The organism is Flavobacterium zhoui (assembly GCF_042787235.1).
Classification (GTDB): Bacteria; Bacteroidota; Bacteroidia; order Flavobacteriales; family Flavobacteriaceae; genus Flavobacterium; species Flavobacterium zhoui.
The window spans coordinates 1-23758 of record NZ_JBHZPY010000007.1 but is presented as its reverse complement, the minus strand read 5'-3'; the positions used below and the strand labels follow the sequence as shown (position 1 = coordinate 23758).

Annotated in this window: 21 protein-coding genes; 13 read left to right on the top strand and 8 right to left on the bottom strand. The window is 34.5% G+C overall.

The window, feature by feature from the left end; all coding sequences use genetic code 11:
* Positions 1 to 260 precede the first annotated feature (260 nt).
* Entirely contained in the window at positions 261 to 995 is a 735-nt protein-coding gene (locus ACFX5F_RS09450; protein WP_379851818.1) for an SIMPL domain-containing protein, read from the bottom strand.
* A 189-nt stretch (positions 996 to 1184) separates the two neighbouring features.
* Here ACFX5F_RS09450 and kynU point away from each other — a divergent pair, with 189 nt between their 5' ends.
* Both kynU and ACFX5F_RS09440 read left to right on the top strand, forming a co-directional pair.
* Complete coding sequence (gene kynU / locus ACFX5F_RS09445) at positions 1185 to 2459, top strand: kynureninase (protein WP_379851817.1); 1275 nt, start codon at positions 1185 to 1187, stop codon at positions 2457 to 2459.
* A 99-nt stretch (positions 2460 to 2558) separates the two neighbouring features.
* The gene (locus ACFX5F_RS09440; protein WP_379851816.1) at positions 2559 to 3002 is read left to right on the top strand and encodes a glycine zipper family protein; all 444 of its coding nucleotides are present in this window, start codon (positions 2559 to 2561) and stop codon (positions 3000 to 3002) included.
* Between the two features lie 78 nt (positions 3003 to 3080).
* Here the strand turns inward: ACFX5F_RS09440 and ACFX5F_RS09435 are convergent, their stop codons facing one another.
* Together ACFX5F_RS09435 and ACFX5F_RS09430 are read right to left on the bottom strand one after the other, a co-directional pair.
* Positions 3081 to 4613 carry a cryptochrome/photolyase family protein gene (locus ACFX5F_RS09435; protein WP_379851815.1) on the bottom strand — a complete coding sequence of 511 codons (1533 nt, stop codon included), beginning with the start codon at positions 4611 to 4613 and terminating at the stop codon, positions 3081 to 3083.
* A gap of 2 nt (positions 4614 to 4615) precedes the next feature.
* Positions 4616 to 5257, bottom strand: a complete 642-nt coding sequence (locus ACFX5F_RS09430) for a flavin reductase family protein (protein WP_379851814.1) — start codon at positions 5255 to 5257, stop codon at positions 4616 to 4618.
* A gap of 172 nt (positions 5258 to 5429) precedes the next feature.
* Here ACFX5F_RS09430 and ACFX5F_RS09425 point away from each other — a divergent pair, with 172 nt between their 5' ends.
* Together ACFX5F_RS09425 and ACFX5F_RS09420 are read left to right on the top strand one after the other, a co-directional pair.
* A complete protein-coding gene (locus ACFX5F_RS09425) occupies positions 5430 to 7814 on the top strand; it encodes a penicillin acylase family protein (RefSeq protein ID WP_379851813.1) in 2385 nt (794 codons plus the stop codon).
* A 247-nt stretch (positions 7815 to 8061) separates the two neighbouring features.
* A complete protein-coding gene (locus ACFX5F_RS09420) occupies positions 8062 to 9399 on the top strand; it encodes an FAD-dependent oxidoreductase (protein WP_379851812.1) in 1338 nt (445 codons plus the stop codon).
* 57 nt (positions 9400 to 9456) lie between these two features.
* On the opposite strand, the gene ACFX5F_RS09415 is transcribed toward ACFX5F_RS09420, so the two are convergent.
* Positions 9457 to 9822 (bottom strand): cupin domain-containing protein, encoded by a 366-nt coding sequence (locus ACFX5F_RS09415; protein ID WP_379851811.1) that lies wholly within the window; start codon positions 9820 to 9822, stop codon positions 9457 to 9459.
* Between the two features lie 6 nt (positions 9823 to 9828).
* Complete coding sequence (locus tag ACFX5F_RS09410) at positions 9829 to 11349, bottom strand: helicase HerA-like domain-containing protein (protein ID WP_379851810.1); 1521 nt, start codon at positions 11347 to 11349, stop codon at positions 9829 to 9831.
* A 374-nt stretch (positions 11350 to 11723) separates the two neighbouring features.
* On the opposite strand from ACFX5F_RS09410, the gene ACFX5F_RS09405 reads away from it, so the two are divergent.
* From ACFX5F_RS09405 to ACFX5F_RS09375, 7 genes are all read left to right on the top strand, one after another.
* Positions 11724 to 12542 (top strand): MotA/TolQ/ExbB proton channel family protein, encoded by an 819-nt coding sequence (locus ACFX5F_RS09405; protein ID WP_073205750.1) that lies wholly within the window; start codon positions 11724 to 11726, stop codon positions 12540 to 12542.
* 76 nt (positions 12543 to 12618) lie between these two features.
* Complete coding sequence (locus ACFX5F_RS09400) at positions 12619 to 13230, top strand: ExbD/TolR family protein (RefSeq protein WP_379851809.1); 612 nt, start codon at positions 12619 to 12621, stop codon at positions 13228 to 13230.
* A 19-nt stretch (positions 13231 to 13249) separates the two neighbouring features.
* Positions 13250 to 13822 (top strand): ExbD/TolR family protein, encoded by a 573-nt coding sequence (locus tag ACFX5F_RS09395; protein WP_379851808.1) that lies wholly within the window; start codon positions 13250 to 13252, stop codon positions 13820 to 13822.
* A 39-nt stretch (positions 13823 to 13861) separates the two neighbouring features.
* Positions 13862 to 14656: an energy transducer TonB gene (locus tag ACFX5F_RS09390; protein ID WP_379851807.1), complete on the top strand. Its 795-nt coding sequence runs from the start codon at positions 13862 to 13864 to the stop codon at positions 14654 to 14656.
* Between the two features lie 233 nt (positions 14657 to 14889).
* Positions 14890 to 15813: a PstS family phosphate ABC transporter substrate-binding protein gene (locus ACFX5F_RS09385; RefSeq protein ID WP_379851806.1), complete on the top strand. Its 924-nt coding sequence runs from the start codon at positions 14890 to 14892 to the stop codon at positions 15811 to 15813.
* A gap of 16 nt (positions 15814 to 15829) precedes the next feature.
* The gene (locus tag ACFX5F_RS09380) at positions 15830 to 17497 is read left to right on the top strand and encodes a tetratricopeptide repeat protein (protein WP_379851805.1); all 1668 of its coding nucleotides are present in this window, start codon (positions 15830 to 15832) and stop codon (positions 17495 to 17497) included.
* 260 nt (positions 17498 to 17757) lie between these two features.
* A complete protein-coding gene (locus ACFX5F_RS09375; protein WP_379851804.1) occupies positions 17758 to 18390 on the top strand; it encodes a 7-carboxy-7-deazaguanine synthase QueE in 633 nt (210 codons plus the stop codon).
* A gap of 77 nt (positions 18391 to 18467) precedes the next feature.
* On the opposite strand, the gene ACFX5F_RS09370 is transcribed toward ACFX5F_RS09375, so the two are convergent.
* Both ACFX5F_RS09370 and ACFX5F_RS09365 read right to left on the bottom strand, forming a co-directional pair.
* Complete coding sequence (locus tag ACFX5F_RS09370; protein WP_379851803.1) at positions 18468 to 19010, bottom strand: YfiT family bacillithiol transferase; 543 nt, start codon at positions 19008 to 19010, stop codon at positions 18468 to 18470.
* Positions 19011 to 19049: 39 nt separating this feature from the next.
* Positions 19050 to 19757 carry a class I SAM-dependent methyltransferase gene (locus tag ACFX5F_RS09365; RefSeq protein ID WP_379851802.1) on the bottom strand — a complete coding sequence of 236 codons (708 nt, stop codon included), beginning with the start codon at positions 19755 to 19757 and terminating at the stop codon, positions 19050 to 19052.
* Positions 19758 to 19849: 92 nt separating this feature from the next.
* On the opposite strand from ACFX5F_RS09365, the gene ACFX5F_RS09360 reads away from it, so the two are divergent.
* Positions 19850 to 20344, top strand: a complete 495-nt coding sequence (locus ACFX5F_RS09360; RefSeq protein ID WP_379851801.1) for a YkgJ family cysteine cluster protein — start codon at positions 19850 to 19852, stop codon at positions 20342 to 20344.
* A 98-nt stretch (positions 20345 to 20442) separates the two neighbouring features.
* Here ACFX5F_RS09360 and ACFX5F_RS09355 read toward each other — a convergent pair whose 3' ends face one another.
* A complete protein-coding gene (locus ACFX5F_RS09355) occupies positions 20443 to 21570 on the bottom strand; it encodes an exo-beta-N-acetylmuramidase NamZ family protein (RefSeq protein WP_379851800.1) in 1128 nt (375 codons plus the stop codon).
* A gap of 203 nt (positions 21571 to 21773) precedes the next feature.
* On the opposite strand from ACFX5F_RS09355, the gene ACFX5F_RS09350 reads away from it, so the two are divergent.
* Positions 21774 to 23009, top strand: coding sequence for an ABC transporter permease (locus ACFX5F_RS09350; RefSeq protein WP_379851799.1), 1236 nt, complete (start codon positions 21774 to 21776; stop codon positions 23007 to 23009).
* The last annotated feature ends 749 nt before the right edge of the window (positions 23010 to 23758 follow it).

Here is a 23758-nt window from a genome sequence, read left to right as displayed (position 1 = left end):
ATCAATCAGATTCTAAATAACAAAATCTCGTCAGTAATGGTGAGATTTTTTTATGCAATCTCAAAATATAATGATAATGGCGTTCTTCGGGCTGTACATTGCAAGTTTTTCTCAAAAACAAAGTAATACTAGCACTGTGGGAGCTTCCTCCGGTCGCTTCCTCGTTGCTGTATTACTATTTTTTTTTGTGAAAAAAGCTTTCCATTTCCATCCCTAACGCAATGTGTTGGTATCGATTACTTATTATTATAAACTATAATCTAATTTACTTGATAAACCAGCTTTACAGTAATGTTTGCTGTTTTGTTTTTGGATTGTGTATTGAACGAACCGCCATAAGAAAAATCTTCCGATGAGTTTTGACCCGTAATTTGAAAAACACCCATGTCTGATTTTTTTAGATTTGCAAGATTTGCATCCGCATTTTCAGCAATACTTTTGGCTCTGATACTCGCATCTTTTGTAGCTTCAGCAATCATTTTTATTTTTAGTTCGGCTAATTTGGTGTAATAATATTCCGGTGGATTCGAGTAAAATTCCACACCCGAATTAATCAATTCACTGGATTGTCTCGAAATTTCTTCAATCTTATTTACTTTCTTAGATTGAATACTTACGCTTTGGGTCAACGTAAATCCAGTGAAAATCTGTTGTTTTGTAGTACCGTTATCATTAAAAATGGTTTGAAAATCTTTATTGAAATTCACCGCCGAAAAGACCATTTCATTCGGAGCAATTCCTTTTCCTAATAAATAGCTTTTTATTTTTTCCCGGTCAGCATCTAATGCTGCGTAAGCTTCCTTCAAAGTCATACTTTTTTTAGAGAAAGAACCGCTCCAGACTATCAAATCAGAAACAAAATATTTCTTTCCTAAACCTGTTACACTTATAGTATCATTACTTTTATTTCGATTCTGAAAGGCATTCGAAAATAAATAAGCTGAAATCACAACGGCCAACGAAATAATAATAACGTTCAAATTGTTTTTAAGCATCACTTAGCGTTTTTTTTAATTCAATCAAATATAATCAATAACGAGTTAGTTTATGAAAGAGTATAATATAGAGGAATTATTTTTCGTTCGCGAATTACTTTATTTTAACTTTTATCTTTCTGTGTGAAATACTAAAGTCTTTTATCTATCTATCTTTTTTTATTACTTTTACAGAACAAAATCCAAACAATGACTTTCGAAAATACCCTTGAATTTGCACAAAAACTTGATACACAAGATCAATTAAATAAATACCAAAATGAATTTATTTTTCCAAAAGTAAACGGAAAAAAGGTTATTTATTTCACCGGAAATTCATTAGGATTACAACCTAAACGCACTAAGTCATACGTAGATGAGGTGATGAATGATTGGGCGAATCTTGCTGTTGAAGGTCATTTTTACAGCGAAAAACCATGGTGGGATTACCACGAACGATTTGCTAATCCGTTGAGTAAAATAGTTGGAGCGCTTCCAAGTGAAGTTACCGTGATGAATACTTTAACAGTAAATCTGCATTTACTGATGGTTTCCTTTTACAGGCCGACAAAAACCAGATATAAAATCATTTGTGAGGAAAAAGCGTTTCCTTCAGATCAATATATGTTTCAAAGTCAGGTGCATTTTCGCGGGTACAAACCAGAAGATGCTATTGTGGAAATCAAGCGTCGCGAAGGGGAACACAACATTCGTTTAGAAGATGTTTTGGCAAAAATTGAAGAAGTAGGTGATGAGTTGGCGTTGGTTTTAATTGGTGGTGTCAACTATTACACGGGACAAGTTTTTGACATGAAAACCATAACTGAAGCTGGCCATAAAACGGGTGCCAAAGTTGGCTGGGATATGGCTCACGCAGCAGGAAATATTAAATTAGAACTTCACGATTGGAATGTAGATTTTGCCGCTTGGTGCAGTTACAAATACATGAATTCTGGACCCGGAAATGCTTCTGGTTGTTTTATTCATGAAAAACACCATAATAATTCGGAGTTGCCAAGATTTGCCGGCTGGTGGGGACATAATAAAGAACGTCGATTTAAGATGGAACCAACATTTGATCCCATTCATGGTGCTGATGGCTGGCAAATAAGTAATTTACCGGTGCTTTCTCTGGCACCATATTTGGCTTCAGTAGAAATGTTTGATGAGATTGGGATGGACGCTTTAATCACAAAAAGAGATACAATTACTTCCTATTTAGAATTTATTCTTCATGAAATTGATAAAGAAGTGGATCGTACTTTCGAAATAATAACGCCGTCAAATCCTGCTGAAAGAGCTTCACAATTGTCAGTTCTGTTGCACGGGGAAGGCCGTAGTTTGTTTGATTACCTAATGGAAAATGGTGTAATTACAGATTGGCGTGAACCTAATGTTATCAGATTAGCGCCCGTTCCATTGTATTGTTCTTTTGAAGATATATACAATTTTGGTCAAATATTAAAAGCGGGGATACAAGGTTAGGTTAGCCGTTTAATTATGTAATAAACAGCTTAAATTCTATAAGGTTTGTTTGAATGTTTCGTCTTTACTTTATCGTTAGAAATTCTAAATTTTAAAATCATGAAAAATATATATTTTATAGTACTGTCTTTAGTAATTATTTCTTGTCAAAATCAAGGTAAAATGGAAATTCAAAAAGCCAAACAGGTTAGTATTGATTCTATGAAACAAGTTAGTGCGGATTCAATGACTGCCGAATTCGAGAAGCAACAAGTTATCGATTCCATGCAAATTGAAATGGCGAGAGTTGAAGAGGCTAGGATTGTTCCTCAAAAAGAAGTTGTTGTTGTCAATCATCAAGCGGCAGCTACCACTACTACAACGACTGCAAAAAAGAAAGGTTGGAGCGGGGCTGCGAAAGGAGCTGTGATTGGAGCTGGAGTTGGTGCTGTTACTGGAGCAATTATCAGTAAGAAAAAAGGTCAAGGAGCAATAATTGGAGGTTTAGCAGGAGCAGGAGTTGGTGCTGGAACTGGTGCTATAATTGACGGAAAAAAAGAATAAAGTAAATTTTTATATCAATAGAGAGTGTTTAAGTTCTATTAGAATTTAAGCACTCTTTTTATTTAAGGCATTTTCAGTTCAATACGAATCCATATCTTCAATAATGGTATTGGCCTTAATTTTAATTTTATACATTTCTTCCGGATTGATCTTGTTCAATAGATTCAGCATCATTGCCATGCGTTGGTTTCCTTTGAAATACTCTTTCTTTTCATCCAGGAAATTCCAATACAAAGCATTGAAAGGACAGGCTTTTTCTCCAAATTTCTCTTTGACATTGTAATGGCATTTACTACAATTATTGCTCATTTTATTGATGTAACTTCCGGAGGAAACATAGGGTTTTGTGGCTATAATTCCACCATCAGCATATTGTGACATGCCGCGGGTGTTGGGCATTTCGACCCATTCAATAGCATCTATGTATACGCCAAGGTACCACGCATCTACTTCATCGGGATGAATTTGTGTGAGTAGCGTAAAATTCCCTATCACCATGAGGCGCTGAATATGATGTGCATAAGCTTCGTTTAAACTTTGATTGATAGCGTGGCTCATGCAATTCATTTTGGTTTTACCCGTCCAGAAAAAATTTGGTAATTTATTATCGTTTTTCAATACATTCATTTGGGCGTAATGGGGCATTTCTTTCCAGTAAATCCCTCGAATGTATTCGCGCCAACCTAGTATTTGTCGCACAAATCCTTCTACCTGTGAGATGGAAATTTCAGCTTCGTTTTTATGATAAAAAGTAATAACGGTTTCCAGAACTTCTTTTGGCGAAAGCATTTTGCTATTCATGGCAAATGACAAACGAGAATGAAAAAGGAATTTTTCATCGGTGTGCATCGCATCTTCATAATCACCAAAATGTATTAGCAGATTTTTACAGAAATAATCTAAAACTTCCAAAGATTGCTCACGGGAAGTCGGCCAGCTAAAATTTTGTGCGTCGATGTTTCCAAAAGTAATTATGCCAGCTTCTTTTATTTGAGCAATAATTTCAGAAACGTTGGTGTGGAAATTTTTTTCTGACGGAACAGGAACTTCACCTTTGTATTTTTTGCGATTATCTGCATCAAAATTCCATTGGTTTCCTATAGGAGTTGATCCATTTATTAAGATATGATGTTTCTTACGCATATTGCGATAGAAATTCTGCATCAGCAACAACTTTTTGCCTTCAAAAAAATCGGAAAGTTCATGACGTGTAGTATAAAAATGTTTCGAGTCAAAAGCTTGTGACTCTATTTTTAGATTGGAACTAATCTTTTTTAGTTGTTGATCCAGTCGGTATTCATCAGGTAGTTGGTATTCAAATTTTTCGATTTTATATTTTTCGATACAACTGGCAATGATTTTTTCTAAATTCTGTGGATTGTCCGCATCGGTAATTTGAAAATAGACGGCTTGATGTCCCTGTGTTTGTATTGCTTTGTAAAAATTCCTCATCGATAGAAAGAAGCCTACAATTTTTTGGATATGATGTTTTACATAGTCTGTTTCCTGACGCATTTCGGCAAGGACATAAATTGTGTTGTTATCACTTTCCTGAAACCAGGAGTGCTGTAGGTTTAATTGATCACCAAGTATTAACCGTAGTTTTTTCATTTCTATTTTTTGTAAAAAGAAGTAGTGGGAATTTCTTTTCGGGCATATTCAAAACGATCGACTAATTTTGGGAGGCAATACCCATCGAGTCCATTAAGTGCTACAACATTTCCTTTATCAATTTGTAACCAACCGTCTTTATGCGCCAATTCTTCTTCAAAAAACAAATTTTCAATAGAGGCAATCACATGAATTGTATCATTTTCCTTGATGTAATACTCATTTACATATTTGCAATATAATTGTACCGGACTTCCTTTTACAAATGGAATTGCAATATCATTTTTATACTCTTCTTCGAGATTTGTTTTGTCAAATTCAGAAATTCCCAACTCGTAATTAGCCGAGGTATGATGCGCATTTTCAATCATGTCAACAGTAATATGATTTACGGTAAAATAACCGGTTTCTCTAATGTTTTTATAGGTATCTCTGGGCACTGTGGTAGGACGCGTAACAAATCCGATCAAGGCAGGATTGCTTCCTAAATGGGTAACACTGCTAAAAATAGCTACATTAGATTTCCCGTCAAGTGATTTTGTAGCCAGAAGATTAGCCGATTTATATCCAGTACAGGAATTGATAAGGTTCAATCTTTCTACTTTCTCCATTAGAGAAATAGCATCTTTAGAAATGTGCTTCATGTCTTTATAATTTAAAAAACAAATATACTTTTTGTTTAAGTAAATATAGAATAAATTAAACAAAAATAAAAATATTTATTTATAAATATTTTTAAAGCCAAAAAGGTGCTGAAAATTAATTGTTTAAAATAACTTACAAATCATATATATTTGTTAACCAATTTATTCAAAGATGAAAACACTCAAAAACGCCATACTGGTTTTACTTGCCTTACTAATTAGTATAACAACTGCTTTAGTTGTTTATGGTTTTTATCTAAAACCAAAATATGAAGGCAAGGTGCCGCTGAAAAATATCCAGAAAGAAACTACAGTTTATTTTGATGAATTTGGGGTCCCTCATATTTATGCTAGCAGCTCCAAAGACGCGATGGAAGTTTTGGGTTATGTCCATGCGCAAGACCGATTATGGCAAATGGAATTGATGAGGCGCATAGCTCCTGGGCGTTTGTCTGAAATATTTGGTTCAGTTGCATTAAAGAATGATAAATTTTTTGCAGGCCTTGGAATCGAAGAAGCTTCTGCAAAAGCCATTGCAAGTTTAGATAAAAATAGCCCAAGCTACCAGTTGACAATGGCTTATTTGGATGGGATAAATCAATATATTGACGAAGGAAAAACTCCGATTGAGTTCAGTTTAGTTGGAGTTAAGAAAGAGAAGTTTACGATAAAAGACGTTTATAATATTTTTGGTTATATGTCTTTTAGTTTTGCGATGGCTCAAAAATCAGATCCGTTATTGACTGATATTCGCAATAAATACGGAATGAATTATTTGAAGGATTTTGGTATCGATGGCTCTTTTAATACCACTCGAATCAAAAATGCAAAGGAACAACCTCAGGAATATGTCGCAATTGCTAATTCAGTAGCTTCGCTTTTAGACCAATCTCCAATTCCGCCTTTTGTGGGAAGTAATAGTTGGGTAATTGCACCACAGAAAACAAAAAACGGGAAAGTGATTTTCGCCAATGATCCGCATATTGGATTTTCGGAACCCGGCACTTGGTATGAGGCGCATATTGTCACGCCTGATTTTGAACTGTATGGTTGTTATCTGGCAGGAACACCATATCCTTTATTGGGTCATAACAGAGAATATGCTTATGGTTTGACGATGTTTGAAAATGATGATATCGATTTGTATCAAGAAGAAAATAACCCTTATGATTCCAATAAATATAGAATACCAACCGGTTTCACTAACTATGAAACCAGAAAAAAAATCATAAAAGTAAAAGACTCTGCCGACGTGGTTTTGAACGTAAAAGTGAGCCGCCACGGACCTATTATGAATGATATGATTGATGGTTTAAATAAGGAAAAACCCGTGGCCATGTCATGGATTTATACGCAACAACCTATTCAAATTCTTGACGCAGTTTATACCCTTTCACACGCTAAAAGTAAAGAGGATTTCCATAAAGGAGTGGCATTGATAGCTGCGCCGGGATTGAATGTGATGTATGGTGATGCCAAAGGAAATGTGGCTTGGTGGGCAACCGGCAAATTATATAAACACAACGAAGGTGTAAATACTAATTTTGTATTGGATGGCGCCAGCGGCAAAGATGATATTACGGAATATTTGGATTTCTCCAAAAATCCATCGGCGGAGAATCCCGCTTGGAATTATATATATTCTGCGAATAATCAACCGGAACCTATAGACGGTTTTTTATATCCGGGTTACTATTTACCTGAAGACAGAGCCCGAAGGATCACACAATTGTTAGACCCTAAATCCAATTGGGATAAAGAGTCTGTCAGCAAAATGATTTTTGATAATACTTCAATAGTTACGCCGGAAGTAGTTAAGAATTTAATTTCAAATGTGAATTACAATGTACTTTCTAAAAATGAAAAAGGAGCAATTACTACTTTAAAATCTTGGAAAGGATCTAATAATCTTAACGATGTGGCTCCGACAATTTACAATAAATGGATTTATTTTTATTTAAAAAATACGTTTGAAGATGAACTTGGTGCAACTAATTTCAAGCAGTTTCTAGGAACACACATCATGAAACAAATTGTTGCGAAACAAATGTCAAATATTAATTCAATTTGGTGGGATAATATTGCCAGTAAAAATGTGAAAGAGACCAGAAGGCAGATTCTCTCGAAATCTTTTAAAGAAGCAATGGCCTCCTTAGAAAAGCAACTTGGAAATTCAGTTCCTTCCTGGACTTGGAATCGAGTTCATGTTTTGGAACATCAGCATCCTTTGGGAAAGGTGGTGGCATTGAGAAGAATTTTTAATGTGGGACCCTTTGAAGTTCCGGGTTCGAATGAGGTAGTCAACAACCAATTTTTTGATTATACCGATGATGCAAAATATGTGGTAAAAGGAGGTCCGTCAACGAGAAGGATAATCGATTTTTCGGATGTAGAAAACAGCTGGAGTATTTTGCCAACGGGACAATCGGGAAATCCGATGAGTTCTCATTACAGTGATCAGGCTGAGCTATACAATGCCGGAAAGTTTAGAAAAATGAAAATGAATAAAGCGGAGATTGTTAGGACTTCGACGAAATTAGTTTTCATTGCTAAATAAAAAAAATAGGTTGAAAGATTTGTGATTATATCGATTTTCTACTTTTCTGGTTAAAACGGGTTTTGTTAGTGGCATGATTCGCGTGAGGGAGTGTAGTGGAAATCCTTTTTTGAGGAACGAAAAAAAGATTGCAACGAAAAGCCCGACCTGACCTTTTTGGGAAGGTCACGCCCAAATAAATCTTCTAAATTGCCTGATTCTGTTGATAATTACTTAATTTTGCGAACTTACACTTACTTTTTTCTTGATGCAAACTCCTAAAAAAATAGCAATTGTTGGTTCCGGGTTAGTCGGTTCCTTATTGGCTATTTACCTCCGTAAAGCGGGTCATACTGTTCATATTTATGATCGTAGTCCAGATATTCGACAAATTCAATTTTCGGGGCGTTCCATAAATTTGGCAATGTCTAACCGGGGTTGGAAAGCGTTAGATGCTGTTGGAGTGGGGGATGACGTTCGAACTATTGCAATACCAATGGACAAACGCGCCATACATTTAGTTGACAAACTCAATTTTCAGAATTACGGTCAGGAAGGCGAATCTATTTATTCGATTTCCAGAGGTAGTTTGAATAGAAAAATGATAGACTTAGCGGAGAGTGCGGGAGCTGAATTCTTCTTTGAGCATAAGATTTGGGATGTCACCTTAGAGGATGCGACTTTGCACATCGGTGAAACGGAGCGTGGAGCTTGGGAAGATAAGAAGTACGATATGGTTTATGGTGCCGATGGTGCTTTTTCAAGAATTCGTCACCGTATGCAGCGCCAGAGCATGTTTAATTACTCCCAGGAGTTTTTAAATATGGGTTATAAGGAATTAAATATTCCGGCAAATGCGGATGCTTCCCATAAATTAGATAAGAATTCTTTTCATATTTGGCCGCGAGGCGAATACATGCTAATCGCTCTGCCCAATTTGGACGGCAGTTTTACTTGTACTTTATTTATGCCTTTCGAAGGAGAAAACTCTTTTGCATCTTTGACAGACAGAAAATTGGTGGAGGAGTTTTTTGAAAAGAATCTTCCCGATACGATTGATGTTATTCCGAAATTAGCCGAAGATTTCTTCAAGAATCCTACGAGCACGCTCGTAACGATGAAATGTTTTCCATGGACCTATGATGATAAAGTAGCGTTAATTGGCGATGCTTGTCATGCTATTGTTCCCTTTTATGGACAAGGTATGAATGCCGGTTTTGAAGATATTTCAGTACTTCAGGAAATGATTGAAAAGTACGGCGATGATTGGAAAACGATCTTTTCAGAATATGAAAAATCCCGTAAACCCAATGCAGATGCGATTGCGGAACTTTCCTATCGCAATTTTATGGAAATGAGTTCTAAAACGGCTGACGAGAAATTTTTGTTGCAGAAGAAAATCGAAAAGTCTTTTTCTGATAAACATCCTGATAAATGGATTCCGCTTTATAGCCGAGTGACATTTAGTGATCGTCCTTATGCCGAGGCTTTAGCGATTGGTGATTATCAAAATGCCATTATGGAAGAAGTTTTGAGAATGGAAAACATAGAAAATATCTGGGACAGTAAAGAAGTAGAAAATAAGATTTTGGCTTTATTAGAATAAAAAATAACAATCAAAATTCAATTCTAAAGTGATAGAATTAAATTTTGATTGTCGTTGTTAATCCTCTTCTCGATGCACTTTTGTGAAATCGAAAGCTGGCTTGCAAATAGCAATGTATTCGCAGGCTACGTCAAAAGGATTGGAATATTGAACTCGGGTGTTTTTCTCAATTTTTATGGACTGACCCGTTTCAAGAATGATGATTTCTCCGTCAATGTTAAATTGTTTCTTCCCTTTAATAATATAAGTGTATTCTTCAAATTCAGGAGTTTGAAATGGTTCGCTCCATTTTGGTGGGGCAATCATGTGTGCAATTGAGATTTCAGGATTATTTGTGGTTGCAATTCCATGATGTTCTTCTATGAGTTTTCCATCAGTTGTTGGAACTATAAAAGGATTTTTTTGAATAAAATATTTTTTCATTAGGGATTACTTTTTAAACATTTTGGACAAAACCCCAAAAGCGCCTCTTATAAAAGTAGCACTTGTTAATACTTTAAGAACGGATTTGCCTACAACATCTGCAGTGCTCGGCCCTTTGCTTTCTTCTTTTTTCTCTGACTTCTCTTCTTCTTGTTCTGCGACTTCCTGTTCAGCCACTGCTATTTTTTTGTTAAGCATTTCGTAGGCACTTTCGCGGTCAATAAGTTCGCTGTATTTTTTTACCAGCTTCGATTTGTTGTTTATTTCCTGGATCTCACTCTCAGTCAAAACATCCATTCGGCTCATTGGCGCTCGCATCATAGTAGCGGCAAGTGGCGTAGGGATTCCTTTTTCATTCAGCGCCGTCACTAATGCTTCTCCAATTCCTAAACTAGTCAGTACTTCATCGGTTTTATAAAATTCTGAAATAGGATAATTATCGGCTGTTTTTTTGATAGCTTCTCTATCATTTGCAGTAAAAGCTCTTAAAGCATGTTGTATCTTTAATCCTAGTTGTGCCAAAACGCCACTAGGGATATCCATAGGGTTTTGAGTTATAAAATACACACCAACTCCTTTAGAACGAATAAGTTTAACAATGGTTTCTATTTGTTCTAGCAAGGTTTTGCTTGCTTCATTAAAGATTAGATGGGCTTCGTCAATAAAAATAACTAGTTCAGGCTGATCCATATCTCCTTTTTCCGGCATTTGCTGGTAGATTTCAGCCAATAAACTCAACATAAATGTGGAGAATAGTTTGGGTTTGTCTTGAATGTCTGTCAAGCGGATAATATTGACATATCCTTTTCCATTTTCATCAATTCGCATTAAATCTTCGATGTCAAATGACATTTCTCCAAAAAACAATTCTGCTCCTTGCTGTTCCAGTTCAATTATTTTTCTTAGAATTGTGCCCGTTGTAGAAGTGGATATTTTACCATAATTTTCTTCAATTTCATCTTTGCCTTCCTCGGTTATATAATTGATTACTTTTTTGATGTCTTTTAAATCTAATAAGGCCATCTTATTATCGTCACAATATTTGAATATTACTGAAACTACTCCGGCTTGAGTATCATTCAAATTTAATATTCGGGAAAATAAAACGGGTCCAAATTCTGAAACAGTGGCACGAAGACGAACTCCATTTTGTTCGGAGATCGTTAGCAACTCAACGGGAAAGCTGGAGGTGGAGTAAGGGATGTTTATTTTAGCATGGCGTTCGGTTATAAAAGCTTTTTCTTCGCCTTCTTTTGCGATACCGCTAAAATCTCCTTTAATGTCCATCATTAATACCGGAATTCCAAGCGAAGACAATTGTTCGGAAAGTACTTGAATAGTCTTAGTTTTTCCAGTTCCGGTTGCTCCCGCAATTAATCCATGGCGATTTAATGTTTTCAAAGGTATTTTGACTTGCGCATCAGCTAAAGCTTCACCATCAAGTATAGCTCCGCCCAGAATGATGCTTTCCCCTTTTGAATTGTATCCTTCATTAATATTTTTTATAAAAGCATCTTTTCTATCCATGATTTAATCAAATTTAAATTAATTGCAAGTTATTGGTTTTTTTTAAAATGGCGTTATTTTTAGTATTTACTACTGTTTTATTGCTTTTTTGTTAAGAATTGTTAAAAAAAATATTTTATTTGTCTTTCGCTTGTATATTAACATATTGTCACTATATTTCATAATATTGTATGTTTGTATAAGTTAAATGTTTAAATTTATTATATATTTTGATATAAATGTAAAGTAATGGAAGGTAGTGTATTTATTGAAATAAAATTAATTACAATAAAATAAAAAAAAGTTTTTTTATTTAAACTAAAAATATAAATTTGCTCCACTACAAGTTTATTATAACTAAAGATTATTATTTAAAACTATTAAAATTAAAAAAAATGGCAAACGTTAAAAAAGAAAACGGATCAAAAGGAGGAGGAATGATTTCAGGAATCATTATTGTTGCATGTGTTTTTGTTGGATGGATTGTATGGAATTTTATAATGGGTAATGGTGCTAATTTCGAAGGTGGAGTTAATACAGGTCACCCAATACCAGGAAATTATTTAGCAATGGTTTACAAAGGAGGTCCTATTGTGCCAATTTTATTAGGATGTCTTTTAATGGTTATTGTATTCTCTTTTGAGCGTTTTGCAGTAATTTCAAAAGCAGCTGGAAAAGGAAATTTAGATACTTTCATGAAAAATGTTCAAAATAACATTACTAATGGGGATATTGATGGCGCTATCGCTTTGTGTGACAAGCAAAAAGGATCAGTTGCTAATGCAATAAAATCTGCTTTGCTGAAATACCAAGACGTTAAAAAAGAAGGTTTAGATAGTGAAGCTGCTGCTGAAACTATCCATAAAGAAATCGAAGAAGCTACTTCGTTAGAGATGCCAATGTTAGAAAAACATATGACTATTCTTTCTACTTTAGTTTCGTTAGGAACTCTTGCAGGTTTGTTAGGTACGGTAACAGGGATGATTAAAGCGTTTGGTGCGTTGGCTTCTGCTGGAACTCCAGATCAAGCTGCACTTGCAAATGGTATTTCTGAAGCTTTGATCAACACTGCAACAGGTATCTCGACTTCAGCTTTAGCTATTGTTGCTTACAACTTTTTTACTTCTAAAATTGATACTTTGACTTATTCTATCGATGAGGCTGGTAATACAATTGTAAATACTTACAGACACTACAGAAGTACTCAAAAATAATTAATAATTTAATTTATAAGAAAATAGCAATCTTGTAATAAGATCTATTTTCTTATAAATATTAAAAAATATATTAATGGCTATAAAAATGTCCAAAAAAGCAGCGTCTATTGATATGACAGCTATGTGTGATGTGGCTTTTCTTTTGCTGACTTTCTTTATTTTGACTGCTACAGCTAAGATTCCGGAAGCATTGCCAGTAGACACTCCTGCTTCAACGGTTCAGACTAAGTTACCAGAAACGGACTTGGCTACAATTACTGTTGGAAAAGGAAAAGTATTCTTTGACTTAAAAGGTAGAGAAGTTCGTAAAAGAACGCTTGAATTGATGGGTCAAAAATACGGTGTAGCATTTACTGAAGAGGAAGCAGCAAAATTTGCTCTTATGGAGGGAATTGGTGTTCCGATTGCAAACCTTCAGCAGCTTCTTGCAATGAAAACTGCAGACAGAAGTAAAGAAGGAGTTCAGCCAGGTGTTCCTAAAGATTCGCTTGACAATCAGTTGAAAGATTGGATCTACAATGCTCGTATTGCTAATATTGAAGTAGATGATAAAGAATTGCAGTTCGCTATAAAAGGTGATGCTAAAGAAGAGTATCCGGCTATATTAAAAGTTATGGATATTTTACAAGAGCAAAAAATCAACAGCTTCAATCTAGTTACTGGTTTAAGAGCAAAAGATAAATAACTAAAAAAAATACACTAAAATGGCTGAATTAAATACCGGCGACGGTGGTGGCAAAAAGGGTGGAAAGGTAAGAAGTAAAAAATCAGGATCAAAAGTAGATTTAACTGCTATGGTGGATTTGGCTTTCTTGTTAATTACTTTTTTTATGCTTACTACGACGTTGTCAAAGCCCCAATCCATGGATTTGGCATTGCCAGATAAGGAGAAAGATCCTAAAGAAAAGAACGATATAAAAGTAGATGAAAATCGTACTATGACTATTTTATTGGGAGATAATGATAAATTAGTTCGTTATGTAGGTTTACTTGCGACCCCTGTCTCTGGAGGTGCTCCTAAGGATTTTACTTATGGTAAAGATGGTATTCGTAAAGAGTTATTCTCCAGAAGTAAATTAGTTTTGGAATATTCTGCAGCTAAAGGTAAACCAAAAGATGGTATGATTGTAATTATTAAACCAAGTAAAAAATCAAATTACCGTAATTTGGTGGATATACTTGATGAAATGGCAATTGTTGGAGTTGGTAAAAACGGTGCATATGCGATCGTTAATGACATTACTCCTGAAGAACAAAAATTGTTAGAAGGTAAATAAGATTTATCTTATTACTCAATAACCTAATAACTAAGAAAAATGAAATTAGATATATTCACAAACCAATGGCTTGATATTGTATTCGAAGGTCGTAATAAGGCCTATGGCGCTTATGAGCTTAGAAAAACGAATAACAAGACTACGGTTAAAGCTCTTGTGCTTGGCGCAATTGTTTTTGCTCTTGCAGTTAGTAGTCCTCTTATTGTAAGTCTTCTTCCTAATTCTTCAGATGATACTGAAACATTAGACACGAAAATCACAGCAATCAAATTGCCGCCTAAGAAAGAAGAAATAAAAAAAGATCTTCCTCCGCCTCCACCACCTCCTCCAAAGGTGGATCAAGTGAAATTTGTGAAGCCAGTAGTGGCTAAGGCAGAAGAGATTACAGAAGAACCACCTAAAATGGAAGCTATTAAAGACAAGAAATTAGGTGCTGAAACTATTAAAGGTGATCCAGATGCAGTCTTGACTGTTGAACCAGTAGGTACAGGTCCTGCAGCAGTTGTTGAAGAGGATAACCAAATTTATAATACTGCTGGTATCGAGGTTAAACCAGAATTCCCAGGTGGTATGGATAAGTTTTATGGGTATGTAGCCAAAAATTATCAAACACCTGAAGAAGATGGTTTGAAAGGTAAAGTGTATGTTACATTTGTAGTGGAGAAAGATGGTTCATTAACGGATATCAAAGTAATTAGAGATATTGGTTACGGTACAGGAAAAGAGGCTATTCGTGTTTTAAACAAATGTCCTAGATGGAATCCTGGTGAGCAAAATGGTAAGAAAGTTAGGGTGCTTTATTCTCTTCCTATTACTATTCAAACTGCAGAATAATGTTAAATAACATAGTAAAGAATATTAAGAAGAAATCGCTTAAAGAGCGATTTCTTCTTGTTTTAGGGATTTTGTTTTTTCTAGTTTATCTTATTTTGGGTTTATTTATTATCTTTATGAAGAATTTTCCTCTTGCGATTCAACCAAATTATAGAATTGCTTTTGGGGTATTACTTATAGTGTATGCTTCTATTAGATTCTTCCGGATTATCAATGCTAACACAAACTAGATTATGAAAAATTATGTTAAAATTTCGTATTTTGTTTTTCTTGCAGTAATTATATTATTTTTTGCATGCAACCAATCTAAAAGCTCTAAGAACAAGGAAACCATACTTAAAGGTTCAGCAACTGTTTATGTTGATGAAACTCTAACCCCTGTTATTGAAGACCAGGTTGAAGTTTTTGAAAATAAATATGAAGCTAAAATTAAACTTATTTCTAAATCAGAAGCTGAGACTGTTAACTCATTGTTTAAAGAAAAGTCTGCGATAGCTATCTTGTCAAGAAATTTGACAGTAGAGGAATCAAAGATATTTGAACAAAAGAAAATAGTTCCTAAAGTAACGATTTTTGCTACTGATGCAGTGGCTTTAATCTCCAATAAAAATAATAATGATACTATTGTCGCGTTAAAGGATATTATCAGTTTTATGCAAGGGAACACAGTTCCATCCATCAAGGGATTAGTTTTCGATAATCCAAATTCAAGTACTGTTCGATACATGAATTCTTTGGCAGGAATAAAAGCAATACCTGAAAAGGGTGTATTTTCATTTAAGACGAATGATGAAGTTATTAAATATGTTTCTGAAAATGAGGGGATGATTGGTATTGTTGGGGTTAACTGGCTTTCACAGCCTATGCCGGCCATGCAAAAATATGTTGATAATGTAAATGCATTAAACGTAAAAGGGCTGGATAGTGAAAATGCTTTTGCTCCAACTCAGAATAATATCGCAGAGAGAAAATACCCTTTGGCACGCGATTTGTATATTATCAATTGTCAGGGATATTCTGGATTAGGAATGGGCTTTGCTTCATTTGTGGCAGGAGATATAGGGCAGAGAATAATTTTAAAATCTGGATTGCTTCCTGTTCGTATTCCTGGAAGGAATATAACAATTAGGAAAAATATTGAAAACGATAAAAAATAAATTAACTACAACAAAGATGAATAAATTTAAAATTTTTAGTGTTGCTTTATTAGCTTCGGTAACCGTGAGTCAAGCTCAAGATTTAAATCAAGCAAAAAAAGCAATTGACGCAGAACAATTTGAGAAAGCAAAATCGATGTTAAAATCGATCATTCAAGCTAAACCCAGTAATGGAAGAGCCTCGTTTCTTTTAGGAAATATCTATCTTAATCAAAGTGTTACTGATTCTGCTAAAATCTATTTTCAAAAAGGATTAGCGGGGAGTGATAACGGAAAACTGAATTATATCGGTTTAGGACAAATTGATTTAGATAATAATAATAAAGCTGCGGCTCAAACTAATTTTGGACTAGGTACGAAAGGAATTAATAAAAAAGACGTTGAAGAATTAGTATATGTAGGTAGAGCTTATATGAATGCTGAAAAGCCAGATTATAAAAGTGCCATTGCAATTTTGAATCGTGCTAAAATTAATAACTCATCAGATGCACAAGTGCAGTTAGCATTAGGGGATGCTTATTTTGGCGATAACAATCAGAATGAGGCTTATGTTGCATACAGAAATGCTTTTCAAACAGATAATTCTTTATTAAGAGCTAAAATGCAATTAGGAGTTTTGCTTAAAGGAGCTAAATCTTATGATGAGGCAATTAAAGCATTTAATGAAGTAATCGCTTTAAATCCTAATTATGGTCCGGTTTACAGAGAACTTGCCGAAACCTATTATAAAATTGCTAGAAATAAACCTTCAAAATCTGTAGAGAGTTTGAAAACTGCGATTGGGTTTTATGATAAATACATGAGTTTGACAGATTATTCTCTTGCATCTCGTATGCGTCATGCTGATTTCCTTATTCTTGTGGGTGACTACAAAGCACTGGAAATTGAAGCTAATAAAATGAAACAATTAGACAAGGTTAATCCAAGAATTTTACGTTATTTGGGTTATGCTGCATACGAAAACGGAAATGTTGATTTAGCGAAAACTTCTTTAGAAAGTTTCATATCAAATCCAGCTAACAAGATTATCGCTAAAGATTATATTACTTTAGGTTTGGTAAAAATTAAAAAAGGAACTAGTGCTAATGGTCTTTCGGTTGATCCAACAGCTTTCAAAGAAGGTTTGGCTATCATCAAAAAAGGAATCGAACTTCTACCTATCGCAGCTGAAGAATTGAATGAAGTGGGTAAAAAATTATTTGCTCAAAAATTATTCAAAGAAGCCGCTGCAATTTTTGAACTTAGTTCAAGTAATAAAGAGTCAAGAAATTATTTAGATGATAATGTTTATTACGGTTTATCGTTATATTATGATAATAACAGAAAAGACATAAAAGCCGATCCTATTGCTTTACAAAAAGCAGATGCTGCCTTTGCTAATGTAATTGCTGCATCTCCTGACTATCAAGAAGCTTATTTGTATAGAGCGAGAACAAATAGATTGCTTGAAAACGATGCTGTAATGACTAAAGCATACCAAGATTATATAGATAAGACTACACAAAAGGGAGCTGAAGAATTAGCTAAACCAGCTGTGAAGACCAAATTTATAGAAGCTTACAATAATATAGCCGTAATCTATTCTAAAACGGATAAAGTAAAAGCAAAAGAATACTTAAACAAAACACTTGCTATTGATCCAGCTAATCAATACGCATTAGATGCATTGAAAACTTTGAAATAATTTTAAATATTTCAACATTTATAAAACCGATAGTTTCAAAAGAACTATCGGTTTTTTTTTGAGCATAAACTCCAGGATTATTTGCTAGCATTATTCCCGCTATTCGCTCTATCTTTTTTAAGGTCAAAAAAATGCCCTTAAAAAAGGATGCCGCTTCTATCGGGGCTAGCAGTTATTAATAGTGATTTTCAGCAAGCATTTTCTAAATATCAAATTAACTCCCTTTCAAATTAACTATCTTTGCACTTTAAAATAAAATAATGTTATCAAAAGAAATACAATTAGAAGTTAATAAAGGCGCAATGCTTCCATTGATGGAAGAATTTTATACCATTCAAGGAGAAGGTTTTCACACAGGAACAGCAGCTTACTTTATTAGAATTGGTGGATGTGATGTGGGTTGTCATTGGTGTGATGTTAAAGAAAGCTGGAATTCCGAATTACATCCGCCAACAAGTATTGATCTGATAGTTGCCAATGCAAATAAATATGCAGATACTGTTGTCGTTACCGGAGGGGAACCGTTAATGTGGGATATGACTTTACTTACTCAGAAACTCAAAGATCAAAATTTAAAAGTACATATTGAAACCTCAGGAGCGTATCCGCTTTCAGGATCTTGGGATTGGATTTGTCTTTCACCAAAGAAAAATAAATTACCTACAGAAACCGTTTATGATAACGCGCATGAGTTGAAAGTAATCATTTATAATAAACATGACTTTATTTTTGCCGAAGAACAGGCAGAAAAAGTAAATCCGAATGCTATTTTATTTCTTCAACCAGAATGGAGCAAAAAAGAAGAGATGACTCCATTAATTGTGGATTATGTAATGAACAATCCTAAGTGGCGTGTATCTTTACAAACACATAAATATTTAAATATTCCTTAAAAAATGAATACCCCAAACGTAATTTCAGTTTGGGGTATTTTCATCGGTGGGTATGTTAAAACACTAGGCCAACTTAATTACCAACCTTTTTGTTTTTTCAATTCGGTGATATGAGTTAAATGGTGATTGCCATGCCAAGCGTAAAGCCCAATTATTTCCTTGATTTTAAATTCGCTATTATGTTCCGGGTGAATGAATATCTTTTCTAAATCTACCTCGTTTAAACTTTTTATTAAATAGGACAATCGGAAGTGTAACCCTTCTAGAAAAGATAATGTGGGTTGAATAGGCATATTTAAATTATCATGCATTTCTGCCCAACGGTCTTCATGATAGAATTTTATTATGGGTTTATCTTCTGTTAAAGCCCATTTGATTCTGATAAAACAATTAATATGACTATCTGCGCAATGGTGAATTACTTGACGAATCGTCCAGCCATCTTGTCGATAAGGAGTATCGAGTTGATCATCGGTTAAATAAATCACTTCTTTTTTTAGTCGTTCTGGGAAACTTGCGATTTCAGCTATCTTTTCTGCTAAATAATTGCTTGAATATAATTCGGGTGCTGTAAACTTTCCTATGGGATAGCATAATTTCTCAAATTCTGAATTTTCCATAATTTCAGTAGCGTATGTTACGGTTTCTTTTTTCTTTCTTTAAATCGAAAGCTTCGCTAAATAATCATAATGCTCGCCTTCATGAATTAATTCACATTGAAATCCATTATCTAAAGCGGCATTTTGCAAAGTATTATAATCAATGAACATCCAATCGAATGGTTTTTCCTTCTCGCCTTTGTAGGAGATATTAAAAACAATTTCGCCATAATATTCCTTTTTTGAAGGAATCCACTTTCCGCCGTCTTCATCATCATCAAACATATAAATGATATCTGAACTATCCAATAGAATTTGTCCGTCAGGATTTAATAAAGATTTTAGTTTTAGAAGGAAATTAGGAATGTTTTTTAATTTTCCACACATTCCGGCACCATTCATTAAAAGTAATATAGTGTCGTACTTTTCATTATCTAGTGTCATCACATCCTGAACTTTTGCATTCTTTAATCCACGAAGTGTGCATGCTTGGATTGCATTTGCTGAAATGTCAATTGAAGTAACGTTTAAATTCCGTTCGTTTTGTAAAGACAAACTATGGCTGCCTGCGCCACAACCTACATCTAGAATTTTTCCTTTGGCAAGTTGCAACGCTTTTTGTTCCATTTGTGGCATTTCTTCATAAGAGCGAAATAAATAGGCAACTGACATTTCATCTTCTTCAGAAATGGTAGTCTCCGTAATTAAATCTTCGGGAGCATTATTAGTTTGATAATCAAGTATGGCTTTGCCGAAAAGGTCTTTCATTAGAGTTGGTATGTTAATTTAGTTATTTGTTGATTTGTTTTAAGTAATTTCGCAAAATGTTTTATCGAATAACCGAAGAGACAACTCTGCAAATGAATACTATTTTAAATAATCTTCCTAAAGAAGCCAAAGATAAGCATATCGAAAACAAAAAGTATTTCGATAAGCTAAAAAAGAAAACACCAAAGAATTTAGATTATGTTATGCAGGATTTGCATGATGCTGAATTCAAAAAAACGGATTGTTTAAAATGTGCCAATTGTTGCAAAACAACTGGGCCTTTATTTACCGATGCCGATATTGAACGTGTTTCAAAATATCTTAGACAAAAACCCCAACAGTTTATCGCGCAATATCTTCAAATTGATGAAGATAGGGATTATGTTTTGCAAAGTGTGCCTTGTACTTTTCTAGATAATGAAAATGCTTGCATGATTTATGATGTACGGCCGAAAGCGTGCAGGGAATTTCCGCATACGGATAGAAAGAAATTTCAACAAATTACAGATTTAACTTTAAAAAATGTTACCATTTGCCCGGCTGCTTTTAATATTGTGGAGGAAATGAAGAAGAAACTACCTCTTTAAAAAAGATTTCATTCAAAATAAACTAAACATATTCGGTCTCATCTCCCTTTCCTTTGGAGAGTCCCGTCCCGACGCTTCGGGAGCGGGAGGGGTAAGGACTAATATATCAAATACTTCACTCGCATTTTTTTAAACTGTTGCAATCCCTCTTTCCAGCTTTCTCTGATTTCCTTTTCTGGGATTCCACTTTCTATTTGTTGCTGTAGTTTTTTTGTTCCAGCTAATTTTGTAAAAAAAGGATTAAAGAATTTCGATTTGTCATTCGTACTTTGATAAGCTTTAATTAGCCATTTCAATTCCAGTTGGTTTACTCGTGGATTTGTTGATAAATCTTCCCCATAACAAATCACTCCGTTGTAAGTAGGATTTTGGGCACCTAAGTTTGGTTTTGGAATAAAACTAAAATCACTTTTTGGTAAATAAGGAGAGCCATAAATTTGAAATTGTTTTTCAGTACCTCGACCCACACTTACATTCGTTCCTTCAAAAAGGCATAAACTGGCATACAAATTCACGGCTTGATCATTCGGAAGATTTGGAGATGGTTTAATTGGTAAACTGTAATCCATTTTTCTGTTGTAATTAAGACACGGAATAACGGTCAATTTACACTGAATCCCATTTTTCAACCACTTTTCACCATTAATCATTTTAGCATATTCACCAATAGTCATTCCGTGGAGTAAAGGAATTGGGTGCATACCTACAAAACTGGTAAACGTTGCTTCAAGAACTGGTCCATCAATAATAGTTATATTGGGATTAGGTCTGTCAAGAATCAATAGCGGAATGTTATTTTCGGCGCAAGCCTCCATAATATAATGTAGTGAGGAAATATAAGTATAAAATCGTGCGCCGACATCTTGTAAGTCAAAAACCAATATATCAATTCCGGCCAGTTGTTCAGGTTTTGGTTTTTTATTATCTCCATAAAGTGAAATAATTGGCAGTCCTGTTTTAAGATCCTTTCCATCGACAACATGTTCGCCTGCATCTGCTGTTCCCCGAAAACCGTGTTCGGGAGCAAAAATAGTTTTGATTGCAATGCCTTTTGCTAATAGAAAATCGACTAAATGAGTTTTGTCGGATAGAATTCCAGTTTGGTTAGTTACGATTCCAATTTTTTTGCCTTTTAATAAAGGAAGATAGGCAGTATAATTATCTGCGCCCGTTTTAATATTGTTCTTGGAAATGCTTGTTGCTTTTATTAAACTGTCGTTTTTCATTTCCTGTGATTGAGTTTTTTTGACAGTACAAGAGATTAGTGTGGTAAATAAAAATAAAAGAGAAAGTGTATTTTTTATAAATGTAGTCATGTGATAAATCATAATAAAATTAATGTCTATTAGTGTAATTCGTGTTTTAGCTGTATTTTTGGCGCAAGCGACGCAAACTGGCTTAGCAAATCCAAAATAGAAATCGAATCAACTTGAATTTAGAATATTTCATTGCTAAAAGACTCATCACTGCTAAAGATTATAAAAGTAGCATATCTGCGCCAATAATAAAAATTGCAATATCGGCGATAGCTATTGGTATGATCATGATGATTGTTTCCGTGGCAACGGGAATTGGCTTGCAACAAAAAATTCGCGAAAAGGTTTCTGCTTTCAATGGGCATATCATTATTTCAAATTATGATAACAATCAATCAGAAGTTACTTTGGTGCCTATTTCCAAGAAGCAGGATTTTTATCCAAAGTTCACTTCGGTTCCAGGAATAAGTCACATTCAAGCAATCGCGACAAAAGCCGGAATTATCAGAACCGAAACAGCTTTTGAAGGAATCATTTTAAAAGGAGTAGGGAAAGATTACCAATGGGATAATATTAAAGAATACCTGATTTCGGGTAAACTGCCTGATTTTTCTAAAGACCTAAATCAAGAGGTGCTAATTTCTCAATTTTTGGCAAATAGACTAGATCTGAAAGTTGGCGATTCATTCAATACATTCTTCATCAAAGAGAGCCAAAATAAGTTACCCAACATCCGCAGATTCAAAATCACTGGTATTTTCAACTCTGGTTTTCAGGAATTCGATGCTACTTATGTAATAGGGGATATTCGACACCTACAACGCATCAATAAATGGAGTCCAAATGAAGTAGGAGCTTTCGAAGTTTTCGTGAATGATTTCAACAATATAAAAGCAACAGGAGAGCAGGTTTATGAGCAAACTGCTTCAACGCTTGATACAAAAACCATAATCGAAAAATACAGCTACATATTTGAGTGGCTCCAATTATTCGATTTCAATATCATAATCATATTAGTAGTTATGATATTGGTGGCAACAATCAACATGGTCGTTGCGTTATTAGTTCTTATTCTTGAGCGAACCCAAATGATAGGAATATTAAAAGCATTAGGAGCTAATAATTGGTCGGTTAGGAAAATATTTCTTTACAACGCCTTTTACCTAATAGTAAGAGGATTATTTTGGGGGAATTTAATTGGGATATCTTTGTTGTTGATCCAGCAACATTTTGGAATAATTAAACTTAATCCCGAAAATTACTATGTCAACCAAGCTCCAGTATACCTTAATTGGGGTTACATACTGTTATTGAATTTGCTCACGGTCACCGTTTGTTTCCTAGTGTTATTAATTCCTTCCTATATAATAACCAAAATATCGCCGGTAAAAGCCATTCGTTTCGATTAGATAATCATTTGGGCGTTCCCCATTATAAAAAAGAGGCAATTATCTTAGTGGATAGTTGCCTCTTTTTTTATAATGGGTCGGGCTATTCGCTGCAAGTCCTCGTCAAGTTGCGTTTCACTTCACTTTCCTGTGGGCTTTTCACTGCTATCCCTAACGCGGGCATTGTTTCATCGACTTTGTTATTTCTACGAAGGATAAATTCTACCGTCTATGTTCATTTCATTCCATTCTCTTGTGGGTTTTGCTTTCCTTTCTTAACTCGGCATAGTATACCGGTGACTTTGTCATTTCGACAAAGGAGAAATCTCATTAACTAGTTTCATTTCTTACCTTATATATAGGAGTACGGTGTCTTATAAGAAAACAGTATTTCGACTACTTATATATAATGACATCCGTATTTTTACCCATAAAGTTACCCTTTCCTTCGGAGAGTCCCGAAGCGTCGGGAGGGGAGAGGAAAAAAGTTTCCTTTCAAAAACCATGTTTCCAGCGAGTTAAAGTTTAAGTTAAGAAAACATCAAAAAAAAGGTTTAAAAAAGCTTGCAGAAGCGAATAAAGGTGGTACTTTTGCACCCGCAACAACGCATACGTTCTTTAATAAACTGACAAGTATTCTGAATCAAAAACGGGAATTTATTTTCAAAAAAAAGATTTACAAAAGCTTGTGAGATTGGAAAACGGATGTTACATTTGCACCCCGCAAAACAAGCAAAGTTCCTTGACAAACTGATAAGAAAACGAGAAGA

Bases quoted from the DNA above. Each gene is read 5' to 3' on its own strand.
- ACFX5F_RS09450 (WP_379851818.1), bottom strand. From the start codon at position 995: ATGCTTAAAAACAATTTGAACGTTATTATTATTTCGTTGGCCGTTGTG.
- kynU (WP_379851817.1), top strand. From the start codon at position 1,185: ATGACTTTCGAAAATACCCTTGAATTTGCACAAAAACTTGATACACAA.
- ACFX5F_RS09440 (WP_379851816.1), top strand. From the start codon at position 2,559: ATGAAAAATATATATTTTATAGTACTGTCTTTAGTAATTATTTCTTGT.
- ACFX5F_RS09435 (WP_379851815.1), bottom strand. From the start codon at position 4,613: ATGAAAAAACTACGGTTAATACTTGGTGATCAATTAAACCTACAGCAC.
- ACFX5F_RS09430 (WP_379851814.1), bottom strand. From the start codon at position 5,257: ATGAAGCACATTTCTAAAGATGCTATTTCTCTAATGGAGAAAGTAGAA.
- ACFX5F_RS09425 (WP_379851813.1), top strand. From the start codon at position 5,430: ATGAAAACACTCAAAAACGCCATACTGGTTTTACTTGCCTTACTAATT.
- ACFX5F_RS09420 (WP_379851812.1), top strand. From the start codon at position 8,062: ATGCAAACTCCTAAAAAAATAGCAATTGTTGGTTCCGGGTTAGTCGGT.
- ACFX5F_RS09415 (WP_379851811.1), bottom strand. From the start codon at position 9,822: ATGAAAAAATATTTTATTCAAAAAAATCCTTTTATAGTTCCAACAACT.
- ACFX5F_RS09410 (WP_379851810.1), bottom strand. From the start codon at position 11,349: ATGGATAGAAAAGATGCTTTTATAAAAAATATTAATGAAGGATACAAT.
- ACFX5F_RS09405 (WP_073205750.1), top strand. From the start codon at position 11,724: ATGGCAAACGTTAAAAAAGAAAACGGATCAAAAGGAGGAGGAATGATT.
- ACFX5F_RS09400 (WP_379851809.1), top strand. From the start codon at position 12,619: ATGGCTATAAAAATGTCCAAAAAAGCAGCGTCTATTGATATGACAGCT.
- ACFX5F_RS09395 (WP_379851808.1), top strand. From the start codon at position 13,250: ATGGCTGAATTAAATACCGGCGACGGTGGTGGCAAAAAGGGTGGAAAG.
- ACFX5F_RS09390 (WP_379851807.1), top strand. From the start codon at position 13,862: ATGAAATTAGATATATTCACAAACCAATGGCTTGATATTGTATTCGAA.
- ACFX5F_RS09385 (WP_379851806.1), top strand. From the start codon at position 14,890: ATGAAAAATTATGTTAAAATTTCGTATTTTGTTTTTCTTGCAGTAATT.
- ACFX5F_RS09380 (WP_379851805.1), top strand. From the start codon at position 15,830: ATGAATAAATTTAAAATTTTTAGTGTTGCTTTATTAGCTTCGGTAACC.
- ACFX5F_RS09375 (WP_379851804.1), top strand. From the start codon at position 17,758: ATGTTATCAAAAGAAATACAATTAGAAGTTAATAAAGGCGCAATGCTT.
- ACFX5F_RS09370 (WP_379851803.1), bottom strand. From the start codon at position 19,010: ATGGAAAATTCAGAATTTGAGAAATTATGCTATCCCATAGGAAAGTTT.
- ACFX5F_RS09365 (WP_379851802.1), bottom strand. From the start codon at position 19,757: ATGAAAGACCTTTTCGGCAAAGCCATACTTGATTATCAAACTAATAAT.
- ACFX5F_RS09360 (WP_379851801.1), top strand. From the start codon at position 19,850: ATGAATACTATTTTAAATAATCTTCCTAAAGAAGCCAAAGATAAGCAT.
- ACFX5F_RS09355 (WP_379851800.1), bottom strand. From the start codon at position 21,570: ATGAAAAACGACAGTTTAATAAAAGCAACAAGCATTTCCAAGAACAAT.